A 19,826-nucleotide genomic window follows, 5' to 3' on the forward strand; every position below is an offset into this window, starting at 1 on the left:
TACAATAAAAAAGTGATTCCATCAATTACAAAGAAGAAATCACTTACTAGCATCAATTAAGGAAATAAACAGCAGAGATATTCATTCGTACATACAGCATGACCGTGTTCAGTCTTAGCTTTTAATACAGACAGAGCCATACTATTCTAGTGCTTTAAAACACTTCAGTTTCAGTCAATTGAGCTATAACCAAACTGCTTATGCACCCATGCACCCACATCAATAATCTCAAGGTTGAGAATTTCACATAATTTCACATGCATTCACACATATCCTTCGGTGACATCATAATATGAGCATCAGTCAAAGCAGACCATAGCCAGCTCATGACTTAAGAAAATTCCCACACCATAAAAAAACTTCCACACCATAAAAATATGAGACTTTCTTCACGAGCTTTACACGAACTCACAAGGGATAAGCTTGATAATTCCTAATGAAAGATTACACTCAATAGTCAGAGCTATTAAGTGGTGTATAGGCTATGGGCAACATATTAAAATCAGCATTGATTATACTTTCCACCATGTTTTCAATATCTGCTTTTTCTGAATTAGAATCACAATCTTCAATAAGCAAAATTTATCCAAGTAGTGGGCTTTATTCTTCACTTGACAGATCCTGCCAGAAGAGTAGTGAAAATATCAATATAGGTATTATTGATGACTTGGATGAACCATTTAGAATAAAATTTGACAATTACATTTCTGGAATCGAGTCAGATTACCTTATGACGATTTTCCCCTGTGAAAAAGATAACATCCGTTACATTTCTTACGCTTCGATGGATGAACTAAAGCGAGCTATGGACGATGGATTGATTCAATTTTCAATTGCAGGATCCGGTTTTGATGAGGGCGATTATAAAAAGACAACCGTCATTTCAGAAAAGTATGTCGCATTAACTGTTAATGATAGACCTGAACTTGATAGCAACCTTTCGATTGGTTATGTCAATCATTGCTTTAGTAACGAGCTACAAGACTCTGGGTATGATAGTTTCCAATGTGTTCATTTCGATAGTGCCAATGATGCTTATATTTCCATGATCAACGGTGATATTGATTTCGCCATAATAAATTATTTTTCTGCCATATATTTAATGAACAAAATTGATAGTAAGGCTGTAAATATATTTAAGTATTTCGACAAAAATTTTGAACGATACCTTATTTACAAAAACCCAGAATATAAAAATATGGTTAATTTAAAACACTTAAGATATAAAAGCCAACTGATTAAATCTATATGGCACATCGATGCTAGTCATAGCTATCCCATTGAATTAACACAAGCTGAAAAAAAATGGATAGCCGAAGAAAAACCCATTATTTCTGTCGCATTCAATAGTTCTTTGCCACCCTATACTTTCTACGATTCAAAAGGAAATGAAGCTGGTATAATTTCAGATTTCCTTTCAACAATTGGTGTAAAAACGGGGCTGAAGTTTCAGTGGGTAAGAATTACGAAACTTCCTGACATCGTGAGTAACATAATGAGTAATCGTGTTAACATGAGCCCATCAGCATCTTATTCAAAGGAAGTGGACGACTATTTATCTTACACCATCCCTTATGCATCAACCGAAATTTCAGTGGTTACCAGTAAAAAGAAAAATGAAAATACAAATAACACAATTGCTGTTTCTGGTACTTACAACTTAAAAAAATATTTAGAAAATACCTACCCCAATTCAAAAATAATTTTTACAGACAATACATTAACGGCAGTGGAACTCGTTGCGAAAGGAAGTGCTGATTCCGCCTATGGTTACAGTGAAGTCATGAATTTTTTAGTCAATGTATACTTTCAAAAGGAGCTTACTTATAAAGTCATATCAACAAAATATCAAGGCGACCTCAGGTTTGTGATTAGCAAAAAATATGAACATCATGAGATGCTCAAAAGCATACTCGATAAATCCATTGCAAGCCTAGGATTCAGTTACATTGATAAATCAAATGAAAAATGGGATTCTTATCTTGTAAATTCGGAATCTGTTTGGGTAGAAAAAGAAGATAAGGTTAATCAATATTTCTATATTATATTAGTCATTTTGTTTTTAATATTTATATACTTAATTATCTTCTCTCTGAGAGAAATACGAAGAAAGAAAGTATTATCAGAATGGAAATTTAAAGCAAACCTCATTGACGGCATTCCTATTCCTATTGTTGTTAGAGATACTGAATCTAGGTTTGTTCATTTCAATAAGTCATTTTCTGAGTTCAGTTCTAAGGATACAAGTGATTTCTGTATTCTTGGAAAAAAAACTTCCGAGTATCCGAATAAACATTTAGGTAAAGACTTTTTGGATAATGAAGAAGTACGATTTTTTGAAATGCTTAAATCACCTGAACCAACTCACAATACCATTAAATTCATACGAGATGATGAGGAGATGGTACTGAAAGAATGGTCAGTTCCCTATCATGTAGATGGAAAAACTAAAGGACTTATTACTGGTTGGATAGATTTGACTGAAATCAACCATCTTAATTCTCAATTAATAATTTCTAGAGATGAAGCTATAAAAGCTAACAGAGATAAATCTAATTTTATAGCCGTCATGAGCCATGAAATTAGAACCCCATTAAATGCCATTATTGGATCGTTAGAAGTTTCATTTATTGAGGAAAAAGAAAAATATATTAGGCAAGCATATGATGCCTCATTAGGATTAATTGACATAGTTAATAACATCCTTGAAATATCAAAGATGGAGGTGGTAAACAGCAATCTAAACATAGAATACATCAATGTAACCACATTAATAAATAGCGTCTCCAGTATATTTACTGCTCTGTGTAATCAAAAAAATCTGGACTTCATTATTAGTGTTGATGTGGATGAAGATACATATATTTATACTGATCAAGTTTATATTCGTCAAATATTTAATAATTTACTTAGTAATGCCATAAAGTACACAGATTCTGGCTCAGTTTCGATAGCATGCCATCTTGAACAAGAGAATGTAATTATAATTATTTCTGACACAGGTGTAGGTATGAGCGATAGTCAACTTAACGATATGGCACTTCCATTCGTGACAGATTCTGAAGATACTGATAGTTATGGCTTAGGCTCAGCTATTGCACACAAATTATGCTCTATACTAAATATAGATATAAATATAAAAAGTGGCATTAACTTGGGAACGGAAATCAAATTAGCCATTCCCAAAACATCGACATTGAACAGTGTATGTGAACATAGTCACAACAATAATCTTCATTCAATAGATAAAAATACTTATAAGGCTAAATTAAGCGGAAAAAATATATTAGTCGTTGATGATTATGATATTAACCGTCGTCTAGTAGAGAAACAACTAAGTATATTAGATATCGATGTTGTAACTTGTCATAGTGCATTAGAAGCTTGGCGGCTGATCAACCAATCTGAAACCCAGTTTGATATGTTGATCACTGACTGTTACATGCCCGACATGACGGGCTTTGAACTAACAGAAGTGATTCGCTCATGGGAAATAAAAAATAGGACAAAATCAATGCCAATTATAGGATTTACAGCCAATTCCCAAACTGAGGTTTTCGAATTGTGTTTGAAATCAGGCATGAACGATTGCATATTTAAACCAATAAATCTTAAAGACTTGCAGGACACTATTTACAGGAATCTAACACTGGCAGATGAACATATTGATATCGTTAATGTTCGCCGTTTTTCTTACGAGACAGGTCAATCATTCCAAGAGCTGACCCATTTATTGCATACCGCATTGAAGGAAATTGAAAGTCAATTGTCAGAAACCAATTGTAATGAAGAATTTCAGTCTATTGTGCATAAATTGAAGGGTATTACGCGAATTATAGGCGACCTTGATTTATTGGAGAAATGTGAACTATTTGAAAAAGACAATCAAACAGTCACACTAGCTAAAATAGCGGAAAGAGTGACGTTATTAATAACAAGCATTAGTTCTATTATTAAAAATAAAGATAAGGCTTAATTTTATGGCAAGTTTTCTTTTAGTCGATGATCATTCCGTTGTACTAGAATGTTTAAAAAATGTTATCACCTCAATAGGGCATGAGGTGATAGGAGAAGCAAAAAGTGGTATTGAAGCTGTTAAGAAAATAAACACTTTAAATCCTAAGTTCATCATTCTTGATATTGGGATACCTCATCTCGACGGTTTTGAAGTGATCAAACGATGCCCCCCTCATACTGATCAAAATTATATTATTTTTTCCTCTATGCCACATAGTTTAATAAAAGAGCATTTGGAAAAAATCAATATAAAAGCATATATATCAAAACAAGATGATATCTCTAATATAAAAACAAAATTAGAATCATATATTAATAGCCATTGTGATATATATGTTGATACTTCATCAGATGCAAATGAATTAGTTAACAGTCTATCTGCTAGAGAAATTCTAGTTCTAAAATATTTGGCTCAAGGTTATAGAAATAAAGAAATTGCAAATTTATTGATTCTAAGCGAGAAAACCGTTAGCACGTATAAAAAAAGACTAATGGACAAATTAGGTTGTACTTCAATGTCTAACCTTATTCTTTTCGTACATAGGAATAATATTTTATAGACCAGATGAAATATACACGTCTATACTTGAAAAAATAAATATGACCTATTGACTCGCTGTCAACATAAACTAACAATTCTAGGTTAGCGTGTATGCAGAACTTGTTATTATGCATGAGAGAGAAACTTATCCTCATGCATTTTTAACACGTAGAATTTAGTTGAGGGCCCCTTCACTTACTGGGACATAGAGATCAAAATCCCCACTATCCCTATCAATAGCAACCAAAATGCGAGAGTGTTTTTCGACTATAGAACGTTGCATCCGGTTAACACGTACGCCTTCGTGAGCTCTTTGAGAAAAATCATTTGTTTCTAATTGCAACGTTCTCAATGTTTTCATATCTACATCAAATCCACCAAAATTGCTACGAAACTTATCAAGCAAGGAAACATACTGAGCAATAGAGTCTGCATTCCTAATACCTTTTTTTCCTGAAATACTGTTTATGGATCTAAGATGTGGACCACCTAAACTGCTAGTTGGGTTGAGCCCGATGGAATCACTACGATATTCTATTTTGTCATTTGCAAGGTTTGCTAATTCATAAATATCAACATATCCTGTTGCCTGTTTTTTAGTACCAACATAGACAAAATCCAAACTATTCGGCGCACCATGAGAGAGTTCGTGGATTAATACATCCGCCACAGCTCTGTCACTTTTCCCCATTTTTTGGTAGTACTGATTAAATCCTCTTTTGTTGACTTTAATAAATTTTACTCGTTGATCTAATCCAAACTTAGCGTATTCAGAGCGCGACAACGCAGCGACTATGACTGAGCTACCCTCAATCTGGTTACCTATATCAAAATTCACTACAGACAACCGTTCAGTATCGGAACGCATTGCTTCGATAATGGATCTCAGTCTCTCTTGACTACTAGGGTCATCATAAAAATCTTTACCAAAAAATACATCCTGAGCAAGCCTAACATCATCATTTAGTGCCGTGTTATCCATAGCAGATAAGGTATTATCAAGCTTACTTTTAGCGATAGGCAGAGCATTAGCTAAACTTCTTTTAATATTTCGTACTTGTATTATGTTTCCAATAATGGGTATACGCTCAAGCATAGAACCCCATGAATTTCCACTTACTTCATCTAAGTCAGATAATACCGAGCTTTGACTGCTTTTTAATGCTCTTTCAGCTTCATTAAATACATGGTTTAGATTCTGCCTGATAGTTTTAACTTTTCCTGCTGAAAGGCTTTCCCCAACCACTGGAATTATCTGGGCACTATCAAAATCGATAAGCGCAAACTTACCTGTATGAGGATCGTATAAAATATTACCCAAATTTATATCATTATGGTCGATCCCATTAGATCTTAGATATTCCACAAGTTCATTAACTATACCCTCTTCTTTGAACTTTCGAACGACATCTGACAGCTCTGGTCGAGCATTTCTAATGATGTTACTCAACGAATCCCCATGAATTTTTTTCATTTTGACCGAGACAGTTTTTACCATGGGATCGGTAGTGTCATGAAGTATCACCTCAGCAGAACCTTCCCCATACAATCTGTTGAATGCGGCTTCAGTGTTTCTGGCAGCGTAAAGTCTACACAGCGATGAGCGAGCAGGATTCTCATCCAAGCGAATGTTTCCGCTATAATCTTTCACAACAAAATTGTCATCAAGCTGGTATACCTTACCTATCGCCCCAAAGCCTATTTCATTGTTCGCTTTTCTATAACCTACAGTCATAGTTTTAATCCCTGAGAGATCAACCCCCTGCTCATGAGCAATGTGAGCAAATGCTTCGAATGACTTTTTACTCATAACCTCCCGCGATGTATCAAGTAACCTTTTTCTCAATAGCGTACATAACGCACCAGGAGCTCGCTTCACGCGTGAACAGAGCGCATTTTCTAGCTCATTATTGGTCAACAAACGGCCTACATCTACGATGTCACTCGGCATATCGAGCGACTGAAATATCGCTTTTCGTTGCCATTGATGCTTGAAAAAGTTATTTGCAACAGTATCAATGGCATCTTTTGTCGCTTTTACGGCTTTTGTGGCCGTCCCTATTAGCTTGCCACCACCTTCAAATACCAACTCTATCGCTACAGAGATCGCTACTTCTTTTAAGTATTTATTTCGCTCTTCTTCAGTATCGCTAATTGCGGCTTTCCCAAGTAATGGACCAATTGACATTGTAGTACCGTATAAAAACCCAGCAACAGTCCCCATCCCCACTGCTGGAAGTGCTAATATATGTGATATTTTTTCGATTCTATTCAACATACCCAAAGCTGCCGATTCTAAGTGCGAACTAACTAATACATCCATATCATTTGAATATTTATCAATTGTACGTTCAAAAAGATTAGAATAATCCATGCCTTTTTTATCAATCGTCATTTGGTCATAATTCCCATGAAATTCGGCCGGAAAATGAAGCTGAACCCATTCTCGTAATTCTGTATTTACTCTTATTTGTCTTTTAAAATCATTAATTGATGCAAATATGAGGACTTTATTCGTTAATAAAGAGAATAATTTTATAGGGCTATACTCTGGGTTTAAATCATATGACCATTTTTTAGAAAAATGTGGCCCATCTTCAGGCGATGGATAGATGAGAAGCATAGGAGCCTCACGGATTGAATATGAATGATTAATGTCCAATTGGTGTAGTTCAAGTGCCGACTTAGCGTAATCATAAAAACGCTCTTTTACTTGTAAATCAGACCTTAATGCGTTCATTGAACGCAAAAATTCAGCTTGTGTGTCAGTATTTTCAAGACTGTGGAGCAAAGAATTAGAAATCCCTGATGTGTTAATGATCTCTCGTTCATTATAAGCCGTATTCTCTGCTCGCCATGCTCGTTCCCTACCCGTTAGAATATCTGCAATAGAAAAGCTTTTTTTTACCGGAGGGTTTTCACGCATCGCTACAGAGTGCGCTTCAGGATGATGACTGAATACTGTATAGCGGTATGTTACTGTATTTGACAGTTCAACACCGGGTTCATTCACGGCAAGTCTATCTAATGTGTGTTGGAAATAACTCATCGGAGTTTCAATGCTACTCAGCAATTTATCTTTATTCGCTTCTACACTAGATTGCTTCTCCATAAATCTTAAAAACTTAGTAACATTCACTTTCTCTTCATTAAGAAATATTAGTAAATTGTCATGAACTTCACTAGGCCAAGAAACACTGACTTGCTTACGTTTTAATATTGGATGGTTTGTTGCCTCACTGCACAGGTAGTCGACGACTGAAATTACATCGTATTTAATTCGACCTAAATGGTCTGAGAAGCTGTATATAAGGTCTGAAAAAATAAATTTATCGATATCAATATTCTCTACTGCATGGGGATCAGTTTTTTTTATATCGTAAATTCTTGAGGTTAAATATAGAGCGGCGGCTGTATTTGATAGTTCTACTTCAGTTAGCTCGGTGCTAGGCAATGACTTCATTACAAGTGATTCAATTTCTAAGGAATTTCTAGTACGTTCATCGATGCTATCTTGAACGGCCATTTTAGATTTGAATTCAATAATATCTCGATAAAGCGACTCTCGGTTGAAATAAAGTGGCGTCGCACCTTGCCGATTTTTCTCTCCTAGCCACCCGACAAATAAGGCATCAGTACAGGTATTTACATAGTTTTTAGTTTCTTGAATTTGCTCGTCAATGAAGTAGTTCAGACTCTTCAGTTTTCGTATTGCGCTAGTTGTATTGATTGAATCTATTCCGCTCTTAGATATTTTTTTTATCAGCTTTCTAAAATTGTTATCTAAAGATTGCCATTCAATACTGCGTTCATTTAAAATTTTCAGTGATTTAGCATCATTAAAATAGGGTAATTTAGAGACTAACTGTAATAGGTTACTTAGTATTGCGATGTTTTCATTCAGTACTAAAATGGTATTGTTGAATGGGAGTGGATCATTTTCTCTATCAGTGGAGGAAACACTCAATATTGACAACTGATTTATAAAATTAGCTCTTAATTCAGACAATTCTGTTGATAGCTCATTCAACGCATTTTTATCCAATTCTCCATTCCATAAATCAAGTAGATTGCTAAATGTCGATTTGGATTTTTTAAAAGCGACCAATTGATCTAATTTTGACTGCAAAAATTTTTGCTTGAAGTTTAGATGTATAATCCGTGGCTTGGATACTTTAATGCCTTTTTCTTGAAGTGTATTTAAACGCAATACATTGATCTTAATCTGTGCAAGTTTTTTCTTAACAAATATGCGTTTTCGATGTATGGAAATATCTTTACGCTCCATTTTTTCATTGATTCTTTTGACAAAGTGTTCTTCTATTCCACCGTAATCTTTTCGCTTCCTGCCAGAAGGAAGCGACCTTTTTTGCCGAGTATGACTATCAATGACACTCTCATCATCAGTGTCTTCATCAATAGCGGTTTCAACAGCTTGATTTTCAAGTTCTTCGATGTCTTCAATTGATATGGAAGAGAATAAATTTTGTATTTTTTCTCTCACCTCGGTATTTTCAACAATCTCCCCCCCCTCAAACGTCATCAAATTTTCTGTGTAGTTTTCGAGAGTCTCTTTGATAAGCTCTAGATTTCCCTGATGACCATGCATGTTGTTTTCAGTAGCCATTAAGTGCGTTGTTATCTCTTTTCCATACTTGTATCCCGACAAAGGAGCAGCCGTGCTTTTTCCAAGAGCGGGGCTTGAATTTTGGCGGCTTGCCACTACATTAACGTCCTGTTCAACAGGCGAAACCGAGCTTTCAACCTTTATTGTTTTCATTTTCATAGCGTTTTGTGGCGAAGGTTGTATCCTTGGCTGCCCCCCAAAAGGCAAGGATGGGCTAGTCGATACTGAACCGTTCCTAGCAGAGTCCAAAACCATAGGCTCTGGAAATAAGTGGCCACTGAACACGGAAAGAATTCTTAAGGCTACGCCGCCTGCACTGGTGTTTAATCGGTTTGGCCTTATACCGCCTTCGACATCGTATGCTTTAATTTGAAGTATTAACTCACGGGCTTTTTGCTCAATGTATGTTTTCCTACCTTGACCTAAACACCTATCCACTTCGTTAATAAATACTTCCTCATAATGGCTTTCATCAGATACTTCTCCAACTTGCGCCCTCTCTACCCAATACTTGATACGTTGTAGATCTTCTTTATGCTTACGTTCATTATTCGTATTACCTTTACTGTTTTCTATTTCCGAATCTAATTTTTTTAAAATTTTCTCTGACCTATTTTTTGTTTGTGAATTACTTTTAGGTTTATTAACATGCTGAACAGATATAACTTTGACATGAGGATGTATGGTTGTGCCACTACTGGCTAGATTTGATGTTGAATCTATTCGTTCTAATGACGTTGGTTTTGGTATGGAAGGCATCTATTATCAACTCTTATAAATTAATGGATATATAACGATATTTAGACTTGGGAATATCAGAATAAAAAGGAATTTAGAAGAAATGAACCAACACTGTATGGAGATGGGGTTATTTATGCTATCATCCTGTTTAAACAAACATTGACGGAAAAATAACAAAGTGATTTATATTGTCATCTTTTTTTTTGTGATTATATATGAAAAAAGTTGCATTAATCTATAGTTAATTCAAGCCGCACGATTTTGATAAGACTTATTTCTGATTTTTTTGATACGGCAATACTATTTTTTAGCATACATAGCACGCTTTAATATACATAACATGAGCCTGACTTTATCGACAATCAATCATATTCAACGAACACCTGTATATATTAAAAAATATCAGCTATATATCATGTGCCACTCAATCTTTCAACAATATTCATAACTTTTCACATCAAATCATGAGTGCTAATTAATCTGCGCATCTAAAGATGTATTAGTACAACCTATCCAATAAAACGCAATACTGCTTTAATAACTTCACCAACTGATAAATTAAGATTGTCTGTAAGAGATCGAACGCACATAATTTTTCCCTTAACGTTGTAAAAAGTCACCACATCAAGTCTAAGGCTCTTCTTTATGGTTTGATCAGCGACAAAGTGCTTACATACGCTTAAGCAATATTATAACAAACGATTTTTATACTGTTCCGGCGTTTGGCCGGAGTATTTTTTAAACATAGTAATAAAAGGACTGGCTTGGTTGTAGCCAAGAGTTAATGCTACCTCTTTCACTGAATGTCCTGTGCGCAGTAAATCCATGGAATAGAGATAGCGTACTCTTAATCGCCATTCGGTAAAACTCATCCCGAGTTCCGTTTGGCAATGACGCGCTAATGTTCGCTCTGTGGTATGTACTTTTTCAGCCCACAAAGCCAATGTCGTATCATCGGTCGGGTTTTCTTCTACCGCCGCTAAAATCGGGGCTAAATATTTGTGATTAGTGGAAGGCAAAAAATGATGCTGCGTTTCTTGCGTTGCCAATTGATCGAGCAATACTTGAACTAAACGTTTATCTTGCGCGTTTTGAGCCACACTGATTTCACGCGATCGAAAATCCTCAATGATGGCAGAAACGATGGGCGTCACTTTTATCAAACTGGTGTGCTTGGGAAAACCATGGGTGAGAGCCCGATCAATATTGAGCGAACAATATTCAATTGGCTTACGATTATAGCTGCAGTGTTTCACCCCCGCAGGAACCCAAATCGCGAGATGAGGCGGTGCGAGAAATCGCGTTTCTTGCGCTTCCATTTCCAAAATCCCGCCGGAAATTAGCTGCACTTGTCCCCATGGATGGCTATGAGTTCGCGTTTCTGTGTTTGACAAAAACGCATCGAAATTCATAAAGACATCCGATGGCGCACTGTCAATCGATAATGAAGGGTGAAGATTTCTGGGCGCTTTTTTCAAACTTGTCTTCCTATCGCTCGCAATGTCGTTTTGGAGATATATATAATTATAGAGACCTGCCACACTATACTTCACAGCACAATTTGCGACGAGGCTCACATGGTATATCTTCTTCCACTATTCACGGTTCTAATTTGGGGTGGTAACTCTATCATCAACAAGCTCGCCGCAGAAACCATTGAACCAAGTGCGATGAGTTTTTATCGCTGGTTTGTCGCGATGCTGTTGCTAACCCCCTTTTGCTTACCTACCGTGATCCGTCAATGGGTAATCATCAAACCCCATTTAACTAAACTGGCTTTTTTAGCCATGTTAGGCATGGTACTGAATCAGTCTCTTGGCTATTACGCAGGGCTAACGACTACTGCATCAAATATGTCGTTGATCACTTCGCTGGTACCACTGCTCAGTGTGTTCATCAGCGTTCCTCTGCTCCATAAGCGCATTTCAGCTTTGAGTGTTGTCGGAGGAGTCCTCTCTCTCGCGGGGCTTGCTTTTATGCTAGGTCAAGGCGATATGAGCTTCTTCTTGCATCAAGATATTACACATGGTGATGCATTAATGGTGGTGGCTGCAACCGTTTACGCACTTTATTGTGTGTTACTTAAACGGTGGAAAATGCCGCTAAGCAATTGGACGCTTATTTATATGCAAGGGTTGTTTGCTGTCTTAATGCTGACACCATTATGGTTGACCAGTGAACATCTCCTACCCACGGAAGGCTCGCTGCCCCTAATCGCTTACGCTTCTGTCGCTGCATCCTTATTGGCTCCATGGATGTGGGTAAAAGCGATCGACTTAATTGGTGCAGACTCTAGTGCGATGTTTATGAATTTGTTACCTGTGGTGGCGGTTTCGCTTGCCACAACCCTGTTAGGTGAAACAGTGCAAAACTACCATCTTTTAGGTGGAACGATGGTAATTTCCGGGGTTATTTTATCCCAAATAAAACTGACAAAAAGCCGTACAACAGCTATCGAGGGCGCAATACAACCATAAAATTGAGCATCTAGCATCGATTCGAGCTATGTTTATGGAAGAAGAATAAAAATAAACAAAAATGAAATGTATTGAGGGATCCTTTACGTCAGATCCGTTAGGCAACCTAGCAAATTTGGTGGCCAGATAATGATTCTTGATAACATCGAAGATGTGTATAGCAATAATTTGTTTGCCTTGCATGAGCTTGTTCTCAACGAGCTCGGTTCATACGTATTCGTAAAAAACCGTCAAGGTGAGTATCTGTATGCAAATCAGCTAACACTTAAACTGTTTGGCACAACTTTGGAAGAACTCAGAGGCAAAACTGATCACGATTTTTTTCAAGATGACCTACTCGCCGATATTTTACACAGCGATCAAATGGTATTTGATACCAAACAGCCTTTCATCAGTGAAGAACGTGCACAAGCAAAATTTGATACCAAAGTACGCGTCTACCGCGCAATAAAGAAACCTATTCTAAGTACACAAACGGGTGAAGTGATTGGCCTTATCGGTGTTTCTACTGAGATTACCGATATTGTCGAACTGCGAGAACAGCTTCACACTCTAGCCAATACCGATGACTTAACGCAGCTCTACAATCGCCGCAAGTTGTGGCGAGAAGCGTGTAATGAATTTACGTTGGCTCAGCGTGATCATTATCCGATAAGTTGTATCGCGATTGATATCGACAACTTCAAGTTAGTAAACGATACCTATGGCCACCAGCGAGGAGATGATGTGATTTGGCAGTTAGCAGAGATAGCGAGAAAGCACACACGCCATGGCGATGCCTGCGGTAGAATTGGTGGTGAAGAGTTTCTGATTGTTCTGCATAAGGCGAATGCGCATGAGGCCTTTCAAGTGGCAGATCGTTTACGTAAAGAATTTTATGCATACGCATTTTTTGACAACGGCGCACACTTTAGTATCAGTTGCGGTATCTCTGAAATTGCGGGCAACGATGCCGATTTTTTCGAAATTTATCGCCGCTCAGACAAAGCACTTTATAAAGCCAAGCTCGCTGGACGGAATCAATGTGCCACATTCCAAGAAACATAACTATGTTCCATAAAGGGCCTATAATGTTCGTTTAATGTGAATTATCACTTAAAACGAGCAAATACTCGCGTATCCCATTCACTAATGATTGAATTTGGTCGATTAAACCGTACACTCACAAAGTCGTAGTGCCTTACGCACAATAAGCATTCAAGGTATTGGCCTATTTAAGCTTCAATGAATAAGGATATTTAAGGTGAAAGCAGTTAAACGCCATCAAGAAATTATCGAATTAGTTCAAACACACGGATTTGTGAGTACTGATGATTTAGTCGAGCGATTCAATGTCAGTCCACAAACCATCCGCCGAGATCTCAACGAACTTGCAGATGCCAATAAGTTACGACGCAATCACGGCGGCGCCACCATCGCGTCTAGTTCTGAAAACTCCTCTTACCACACTCGCCAAGTAACTTATCAGCAAGAAAAAGAGAAAGTGGCTGCCGAGCTAGTCAAACACATTCCCGATGGCGCAACGCTCTTTATCGACATAGGTACGACACCTGAAGCTATCGCTCGGGCATTAATGCTCAATCACGAAAATCTGCGCATTGTCACCAACAACATTAACGTGGCGACGATTTTAATGGCCAAACCGGATTTCAATGTCATCTTAGCGGGCGGTGAAGTGCGCAATAAAGACGGTGGCGTGACGGGTGAAGCCACTTTGGATTTCATTTCACAATTTCGTCTCGATTTCGGTATTTTAGGGATTAGCGGCATTGACTATGATGGCTCACTTTTAGATTTCGATTATCACGAAGTGAGAGTCAAACGGGCGATCATCGAAAATAGTCGCTGTGTTTATCTCGGTGTCGACCACAGCAAATTCGGACGTAATGCCATGGTTAAGCTAGGCACAATTGCCGACGTAGATTTGATCATTACCAATGCTCAACCACCAGAAGAAATTGATGCATTCGCTCGTGAAAATGAAGTAACCATTCAGGTGGTATAGATAGATTGAGGCCAAACCGACATTTGAACTAGATTTTCCCGCCAAATAGATAAACTATTTCATTATTTGCTCGTACTGTTACGGTTTTTTTTGATATAAATGCCAATATAGTACGACGCAATTTAGAACTTTCGGCTTATGTACAAAATTCTGAGACTGATCCAAGAGAACCAACAAATCACTAGCCACGATGATTTGGAAAATGTACTCAATGGGCTCAATAACTTAATTGGTCATGAATTTTTCCTCTTTGGCCTCTCTTTTCAACCCACGTTAAAAACCAGTGAAACGCTTGTCACGGACAATTACCCCAATAGCTGGCGACAGCAATATGATGAATCAGGCTTCATGCATATCGATCCGATTGTCAAATACAGCATTACCAATTTTTTGCCCATTCGCTGGGATGACGCTAAGCGGGTCAATGATGATGGACGAGTCATTTTCGAAGAGGCGCGTTGCAATGGACTCAAAGCGGGATTTAGCATTCCAATCCATGGACTTAGGGGGGAATTTGGCATGATAAGTTTTGCAACCTCAGATACCAAGTCTTACGATTTGAATCAACAAAGTATCCATACTTCACAGCTCATTGTACCGTTACTGGCTCATAATATTGGCAACATCACCCGTTACCATAAAGACGCAAAACCGAGAGCGGTGCTCACCGCACGTGAAGTACAATGCTTAGCTTGGGCGGCCGAAGGCAAAAGCGCTTGGGAAATTGCCACGATTATTAATACGTCAGAACGTACCGTGAAGTTCCATTTCAGTAATGCTTGTAAAAAGCTTGGCGCGACGAATCGCTACCAAGCGATCACTAAAGCTATTTTAGGTGGCTATATCAATCCCTATTTATAAGGCTTATGCATTGACACTTGCACGATATGCTTCATTCATTGGAATATGCAAAGCGACAGAACGTGTACTTCCCAAAAGATGCACTTTTTTATCACCGAGTCTTTCGCATGGGATCCCCATCCGCTTAATCAATTTTTCCACACTGGCCGATGTGACCGTTACATAAGCATTGATGTGATATTGCTGGGCGTGATGATACAGCGACTGAAACATCTGCAGCGTAACATTACTTACGCCGCCCAATTGCGCCGAATGATCTTTATCGACCGCAAAACGACTCAACTCATAAATCTCCTTTGCTTTGGGTGCTTGCTGCACACCGAGTAATTCCGAAAAAGTATCTTTAAGCATATAACGCGACGTCGTTGGCAAAATTCGCCAACACCCCACTAAATGACCCTGTTCCTCTTTGGCATACAAATAGTGTGCTTCTGGAACGTCGTACTCATCAGTCTCCATTCCTCGATTTGTTTTTAGCTCCCACTGCAAGCGTTGCGAAAAAACCTTATAGCGTAACTTCAGCAATGACACATAATCAGCTTGAGGGACACTTTGAAAGGTATGTGAATAAATTGAAATAGTCATGTGACTTCTCCTTAGGTTATTGGAGAAATCACGCTAAACAATCTCATCAGAGATAGAACCTGTTCGATCGAACAGTTACGTCGAAATACTGTTTAAACTATTATTAACGCAACTGAATAACTAACGCTCAGTTGGCTCAATAAGGTACAACATAAAGTAAATAACTCGTACCGCTCGGCTTTAAAAATCCTCTTAGGCAACTAAGAGGATTTTTTATATCTGCTGCATTCAAAATAATATTGCAGTTTGGTTAACGCTTTGTTATTTATGATTCCGTTAATAAAAAACAAGGATTCCTCAATGAGTAGTGGCCAACGTGCAATAACTTTGCGTTTTTTAGCAGAGCCCGGTGATGTGAATTTTGGTGGTAAAGTCCACGGTGGTGCTGTCATGAAATGGATAGATCTAGCGGCCTATGCGTGCTCAGCAGGCTGGAGTGGTAAATATTGCATCACCGCTTATGCTGGAGGGATCCGCTTTGTCGCTCCTATCCACGTAGGGAACCTCGTTGAAGTCAGCGCAAAAGTCATTTATACGGGAACGAGCTCAATGCATATTGCCATTGATGTGCAAGCGAGCGATCCAAAAGAGTTGAAAAACCAGCTGACTACCCATTGTATTGTCATCATGGTGGCTGTCGATGGGCAAGGCAAGCCCACCCCTATACCCGAATGGGTGCCGCAAACAGCAGAAGATATTGCCCTACGCCAATCAGCGATACGCTTAATGAACATGCGTAAAGAGATAGGGGAAGAGATGGAAGCTCACGTTAAGTACTTAAAATAACCACCCATGATGCGCTCAGTTGTCATTTTTTCTTCATCTTTATTTGCTTAAATCGAGCCCTCTGACATTTTGCATCGATGATAGGAAAAAACTTTGACTCTCAGAGAGATTACCTTGAGCGAATCGACGTTAGTCGACCCAAAATCAATTGAGTATCACTGGGTCCGAACGCTTTACGTTGAAGGTTACCAACCCCAAGAAATTAACCACTATATCCGTGCCTGCTTTGGCGGAGATGATACCTTCGCCGATCTGTTTCGCCGCGTTGCGTTGCAACAAGAGAGTTTGTATGTCCTTTTGCAATACTTAGGCTGCGCCCCTTCTAGCCGTGAGTTCTAATTTTTTAGCCTTCCTTTACGACGTTACACAAAGATTTCAGATGTGGGTCGCATCCAAACACCATTTCACTTTTGAGACATTCAATTCATCATATACTGCATGCGCGTTACCAATAGCACCCTTTAGTACAGGTATAAAAAAACCCAAGCAATGCTCGGGTCTTGGTTACAAAAACTGTTAGTTTGTTGGATAGTAAGGAATAAAGCTAACAGCCAGCTATGCGTAACGCCAGATTTGCATATTACTTAACTGATCGGCGGCCAAACCAAATACGTTAAGCTAATACAATATGGGCGACCTCACGGTCGCCCTATCGTTATTATCCTTTCACACCACCGGCCGTAAGTCCTCCGACTAACCAGCGCTGTGCAAGCAAAAATACGACAGTGATAGGTAAAGCAGACAACACTGCTGCTGCTGCAAAATCTCCCCACAAATAGTTCTGAGGATAAAGATACTGCTGCATACCCACCGCTAATGTATATGAGTTTACATCAGAAAGTAGCAAAGATGCCACTGGTACTTCACCAACCACCCCAATAAACGAGAGAATAAACACAACCGCAAGAATCGGCACAGAGAGTGGTAGCAGCACCAGTCTAAAGGCTTGCCATGGTGTAGCTCCATCTAAAGCAGCCGCTTCTTCTAATGAGTTATCTATCGTTTCAAAATAGCCTTTGATCGTCCATACGTGCAGTGCGATACCACCTAGGTAGGAGAAAATTAAACCACCATGCGTATTTAAGCCAAGAAATGGGATGTATTGACCTAATTTGTCAAACAGTGCATACATCGCAACCAGTGCCAGTACCGCTGGGAACATTTGAAAAATCATCATCGCTTTTAGGATGGTGTCTTTACCTTTAAAACGCATGCGCGCAAAGGCATAAGCAGACGTTGTCGATAGAGCCACAATGAGCACTGAAGTAATGCCTGCTACTTTCACTGAATTCCATAACCAAGTCAGAACCGGAAATGGCGGCGGTGTAACAGAGCCATCAGCATTAGTGACAGCAAAACCTAATGCCAATTTCCAGTGTTCTAAAGATGGGTTATCTGGGATCAAGCTGCCCGTGGCAAAGTTCCCTTCACGAAATGAAATCGCAATGACCATCAATAGTGGAAAAATGATCAGCGATAAAAATGCCCACAGAGCAACATGAGTCGCCCATAAGCGATATTTGAGAGATTGACCTTGTACCATCGCCATAACGATTACTCCTTAATTCTGTGACAGCTTCGTAAAACGTAAGTTGAGTAGTGCTAACCCACCAACCAGTAAGAAGATCAAGGTTGCGATGGCACTAGCCAAACCGAAGTCTTGACCACCAGCTCCTTCAAACGCAATACGATAGGTATAGCTTACGAGTAAATCGGTGTAACCGGCTGGCTCTGAAGTACCAATCATATTAGGGCCACCTTGTGTCAGAAGTTGAATCATCACAAAGTTGTTAAAGTTAAACGCAAAGCTCGCAATAAGTAACGGAGTCATTGGTTTGATCATGAGCGGCAATGTGATACGGGTGAAGTTGTGTAAAAAACCTGCACCATCAATCGCCGATGCTTCATATAAATCCTCTGGAATCGCTTTCAAAAGACCCATACACAAAATCATCATGTAAGGAAAACCAAGCCAAGTATTGACGATCAGCACCATACTTTTAGCGAGAAAGGGGTCTGAGAACCAGCTAGGACTAATGCCAAAAATACTGTTGAGCACCATATTGATCTCACCAAAGCTTTGGTTGAACAAGCCTTTGAAGATCAAAATAGAAATAAAGGCAGGAACAGCATAAGGCAGGATTAATAGCACTCGGTAAACGGCGCGGCCTTTAAGCTCTTCCCATTGCACAACACTAGCCAACACTAACCCTATCATAAGAGTGAAAATCACGGTTAAGGTTGAGAAAACGACCGTCCAGATAAAGATATTGATGAAAGGCTCTTTAATACCGTCATCTTTCCATACACGCTCAAAGTTATGTGTGCCAATTTTCACCACAAAACCAGGCGATACTGTCGCACCGATAAATTGACCACTTTCGTCCACTGGTTGATAAAAGCCAACATCCATATTCGGCCGTAGTATTTCGCCTGTTTGATTATTGACCAGCGTTTCGCCATCATCTTGCATGGTGTAAAGCGGCGATACGGCGGCAAACTTGCGCAAGCCACTCATGCGTACATCTTCACCACTAGGGAAATGCAGATCAATTGAGCTCAACGTAGCACGGTGATTAATAATGGTTTTAATCGGCTCTTTGGTGCCCTCAATACCCTCAATAGGTTGAAGGTCCATATCGGTCACCGATAAGCCATTTAAGGAAAATACGTCGGTAGCGAGCGTCTGCTCTCCATCTTCGATTGCAATTCGATAGCCACTTTCCGTTTTGTATAGAGTGAAAGGATAGCTTTCCCCGCCCTGATAAGTTCGATCCAACAGCACGGTTTGTGCACGTTCTAAAGAGAGTTGGTTTTTAGCACTGTAGTTAGTAAAAGCCAGACCAACGGTGTAGGCCAAAGGAAAGAGGATGAATAAGATCATTCCCGCGATACCCGGATAAATATAGCGGTGTGCGTAAGTATGTTTACTGCCGAAAATATAAAGGGCCAGAGCGGTAAGAATGAGAGTAAGCAGCGCAAAGGCGAGCTCACCGCGAGAATACATAAGAATAGTGGCGTAACCGTTAACGATACCAACCGTACCTAATAATGCCCATTTAATGAGCACATTTTTACTGGAAGGAAGTGCCGTTTCGGGTGCTGACAAAACATCTGTACCTTGAACTGACTGCATAGAAGAACCTGCTAGCGATATAAACGTAAAATGAAGGAGAGGTTACCCTC

The 19,826-nt window shown here is 38.9% G+C and carries 13 protein-coding genes; 8 read left to right on the plus strand and 5 right to left on the minus strand.

Going from position 1 to position 19,826, the window contains the following annotated elements; all coding sequences use genetic code 11:
- Window positions 1-484 precede the first annotated feature (484 nt).
- Both DD616_RS01565 and DD616_RS01570 read left to right on the plus strand, forming a co-directional pair.
- Window positions 485-3,976, plus strand: coding sequence for a response regulator (locus DD616_RS01565; protein ID WP_208871598.1), 3,492 nt, complete (start codon window positions 485-487; stop codon window positions 3,974-3,976).
- A gap of 4 nt (window positions 3,977-3,980) precedes the next feature.
- On the plus strand, window positions 3,981-4,577 hold the full coding sequence (locus tag DD616_RS01570) for a response regulator transcription factor (RefSeq protein WP_013868058.1): 597 nt from the start codon (window positions 3,981-3,983) through the stop codon (window positions 4,575-4,577).
- A gap of 156 nt (window positions 4,578-4,733) precedes the next feature.
- Here the strand turns inward: DD616_RS01570 and DD616_RS01575 are convergent, their stop codons facing one another.
- Together DD616_RS01575 and DD616_RS01580 are read right to left on the minus strand one after the other, a co-directional pair.
- Window positions 4,734-9,944, minus strand: a complete 5,211-nt coding sequence (locus tag DD616_RS01575) for a protein kinase family protein (RefSeq protein WP_208871599.1) — start codon at window positions 9,942-9,944, stop codon at window positions 4,734-4,736.
- 671 nt (window positions 9,945-10,615) lie between these two features.
- A complete protein-coding gene (locus DD616_RS01580) occupies window positions 10,616-11,404 on the minus strand; it encodes an AraC family transcriptional regulator (RefSeq protein WP_026028665.1) in 789 nt (262 codons plus the stop codon).
- 99 nt (window positions 11,405-11,503) lie between these two features.
- On the opposite strand from DD616_RS01580, the gene DD616_RS01585 reads away from it, so the two are divergent.
- The 4 genes from DD616_RS01585 to DD616_RS01600 all read left to right on the plus strand — a co-directional run bounded on the left by DD616_RS01585 (window position 11,504) and on the right by DD616_RS01600 (window position 15,269).
- Window positions 11,504-12,403 (plus strand): DMT family transporter, encoded by a 900-nt coding sequence (locus tag DD616_RS01585; protein ID WP_013868061.1) that lies wholly within the window; start codon window positions 11,504-11,506, stop codon window positions 12,401-12,403.
- A 129-nt stretch (window positions 12,404-12,532) separates the two neighbouring features.
- On the plus strand, window positions 12,533-13,450 hold the full coding sequence (locus DD616_RS01590; RefSeq protein ID WP_017047195.1) for a GGDEF domain-containing protein: 918 nt from the start codon (window positions 12,533-12,535) through the stop codon (window positions 13,448-13,450).
- 196 nt (window positions 13,451-13,646) lie between these two features.
- A complete protein-coding gene (locus DD616_RS01595) occupies window positions 13,647-14,408 on the plus strand; it encodes a DeoR/GlpR family transcriptional regulator (protein ID WP_013868063.1) in 762 nt (253 codons plus the stop codon).
- 138 nt (window positions 14,409-14,546) lie between these two features.
- A complete protein-coding gene (locus DD616_RS01600; protein WP_017050309.1) occupies window positions 14,547-15,269 on the plus strand; it encodes a helix-turn-helix transcriptional regulator in 723 nt (240 codons plus the stop codon).
- A 3-nt stretch (window positions 15,270-15,272) separates the two neighbouring features.
- Here the strand turns inward: DD616_RS01600 and DD616_RS01605 are convergent, their stop codons facing one another.
- Complete coding sequence (locus DD616_RS01605) at window positions 15,273-15,854, minus strand: acyl-homoserine-lactone synthase (RefSeq protein ID WP_013868065.1); 582 nt, start codon at window positions 15,852-15,854, stop codon at window positions 15,273-15,275.
- A 300-nt stretch (window positions 15,855-16,154) separates the two neighbouring features.
- Between DD616_RS01605 and DD616_RS01610 the strand changes: the two genes are divergently transcribed.
- Together DD616_RS01610 and DD616_RS01615 are read left to right on the plus strand one after the other, a co-directional pair.
- On the plus strand, window positions 16,155-16,640 hold the full coding sequence (locus tag DD616_RS01610; RefSeq protein ID WP_026027856.1) for an acyl-CoA thioesterase: 486 nt from the start codon (window positions 16,155-16,157) through the stop codon (window positions 16,638-16,640).
- 93 nt (window positions 16,641-16,733) lie between these two features.
- Window positions 16,734-16,979, plus strand: coding sequence for a hypothetical protein (locus DD616_RS01615; protein WP_017047197.1), 246 nt, complete (start codon window positions 16,734-16,736; stop codon window positions 16,977-16,979).
- A gap of 319 nt (window positions 16,980-17,298) precedes the next feature.
- Here DD616_RS01615 and malG read toward each other — a convergent pair whose 3' ends face one another.
- On the minus strand, window positions 17,299-18,189 hold the full coding sequence (gene malG / locus DD616_RS01620; RefSeq protein WP_010317575.1) for a maltose ABC transporter permease MalG: 891 nt from the start codon (window positions 18,187-18,189) through the stop codon (window positions 17,299-17,301).
- 12 nt (window positions 18,190-18,201) lie between these two features.
- Window positions 18,202-19,776, minus strand: coding sequence for a maltose ABC transporter permease MalF (gene malF, locus DD616_RS01625; RefSeq protein WP_088733512.1), 1,575 nt, complete (start codon window positions 19,774-19,776; stop codon window positions 18,202-18,204).
- Between the last annotated feature and the right edge of the window lie 50 nt (window positions 19,777-19,826).

This window comes from Vibrio anguillarum (assembly GCF_003390515.1).
Lineage (GTDB): Bacteria > Pseudomonadota > Gammaproteobacteria > Enterobacterales > Vibrionaceae > Vibrio > Vibrio anguillarum.

Coding starts and splice junctions, on each gene's coding strand:
- DD616_RS01565 (WP_208871598.1), top strand. CDS start 485: ATGGGCAACATATTAAAATCAGCATTGATTATACTTTCCACCATGTTT.
- DD616_RS01575 (WP_208871599.1), bottom strand. CDS start 9,944: ATGCCTTCCATACCAAAACCAACGTCATTAGAACGAATAGATTCAACA.
- DD616_RS01605 (WP_013868065.1), bottom strand. CDS start 15,854: ATGACTATTTCAATTTATTCACATACCTTTCAAAGTGTCCCTCAAGCT.
- malF (WP_088733512.1), bottom strand. CDS start 19,776: ATGCAGTCAGTTCAAGGTACAGATGTTTTGTCAGCACCCGAAACGGCA.
- malG (WP_010317575.1), bottom strand. CDS start 18,189: ATGGCGATGGTACAAGGTCAATCTCTCAAATATCGCTTATGGGCGACT.
- DD616_RS01600 (WP_017050309.1), top strand. CDS start 14,547: ATGTACAAAATTCTGAGACTGATCCAAGAGAACCAACAAATCACTAGC.
- DD616_RS01570 (WP_013868058.1), top strand. CDS start 3,981: ATGGCAAGTTTTCTTTTAGTCGATGATCATTCCGTTGTACTAGAATGT.
- DD616_RS01590 (WP_017047195.1), top strand. CDS start 12,533: ATGATTCTTGATAACATCGAAGATGTGTATAGCAATAATTTGTTTGCC.
- DD616_RS01585 (WP_013868061.1), top strand. CDS start 11,504: ATGGTATATCTTCTTCCACTATTCACGGTTCTAATTTGGGGTGGTAAC.
- DD616_RS01610 (WP_026027856.1), top strand. CDS start 16,155: ATGAGTAGTGGCCAACGTGCAATAACTTTGCGTTTTTTAGCAGAGCCC.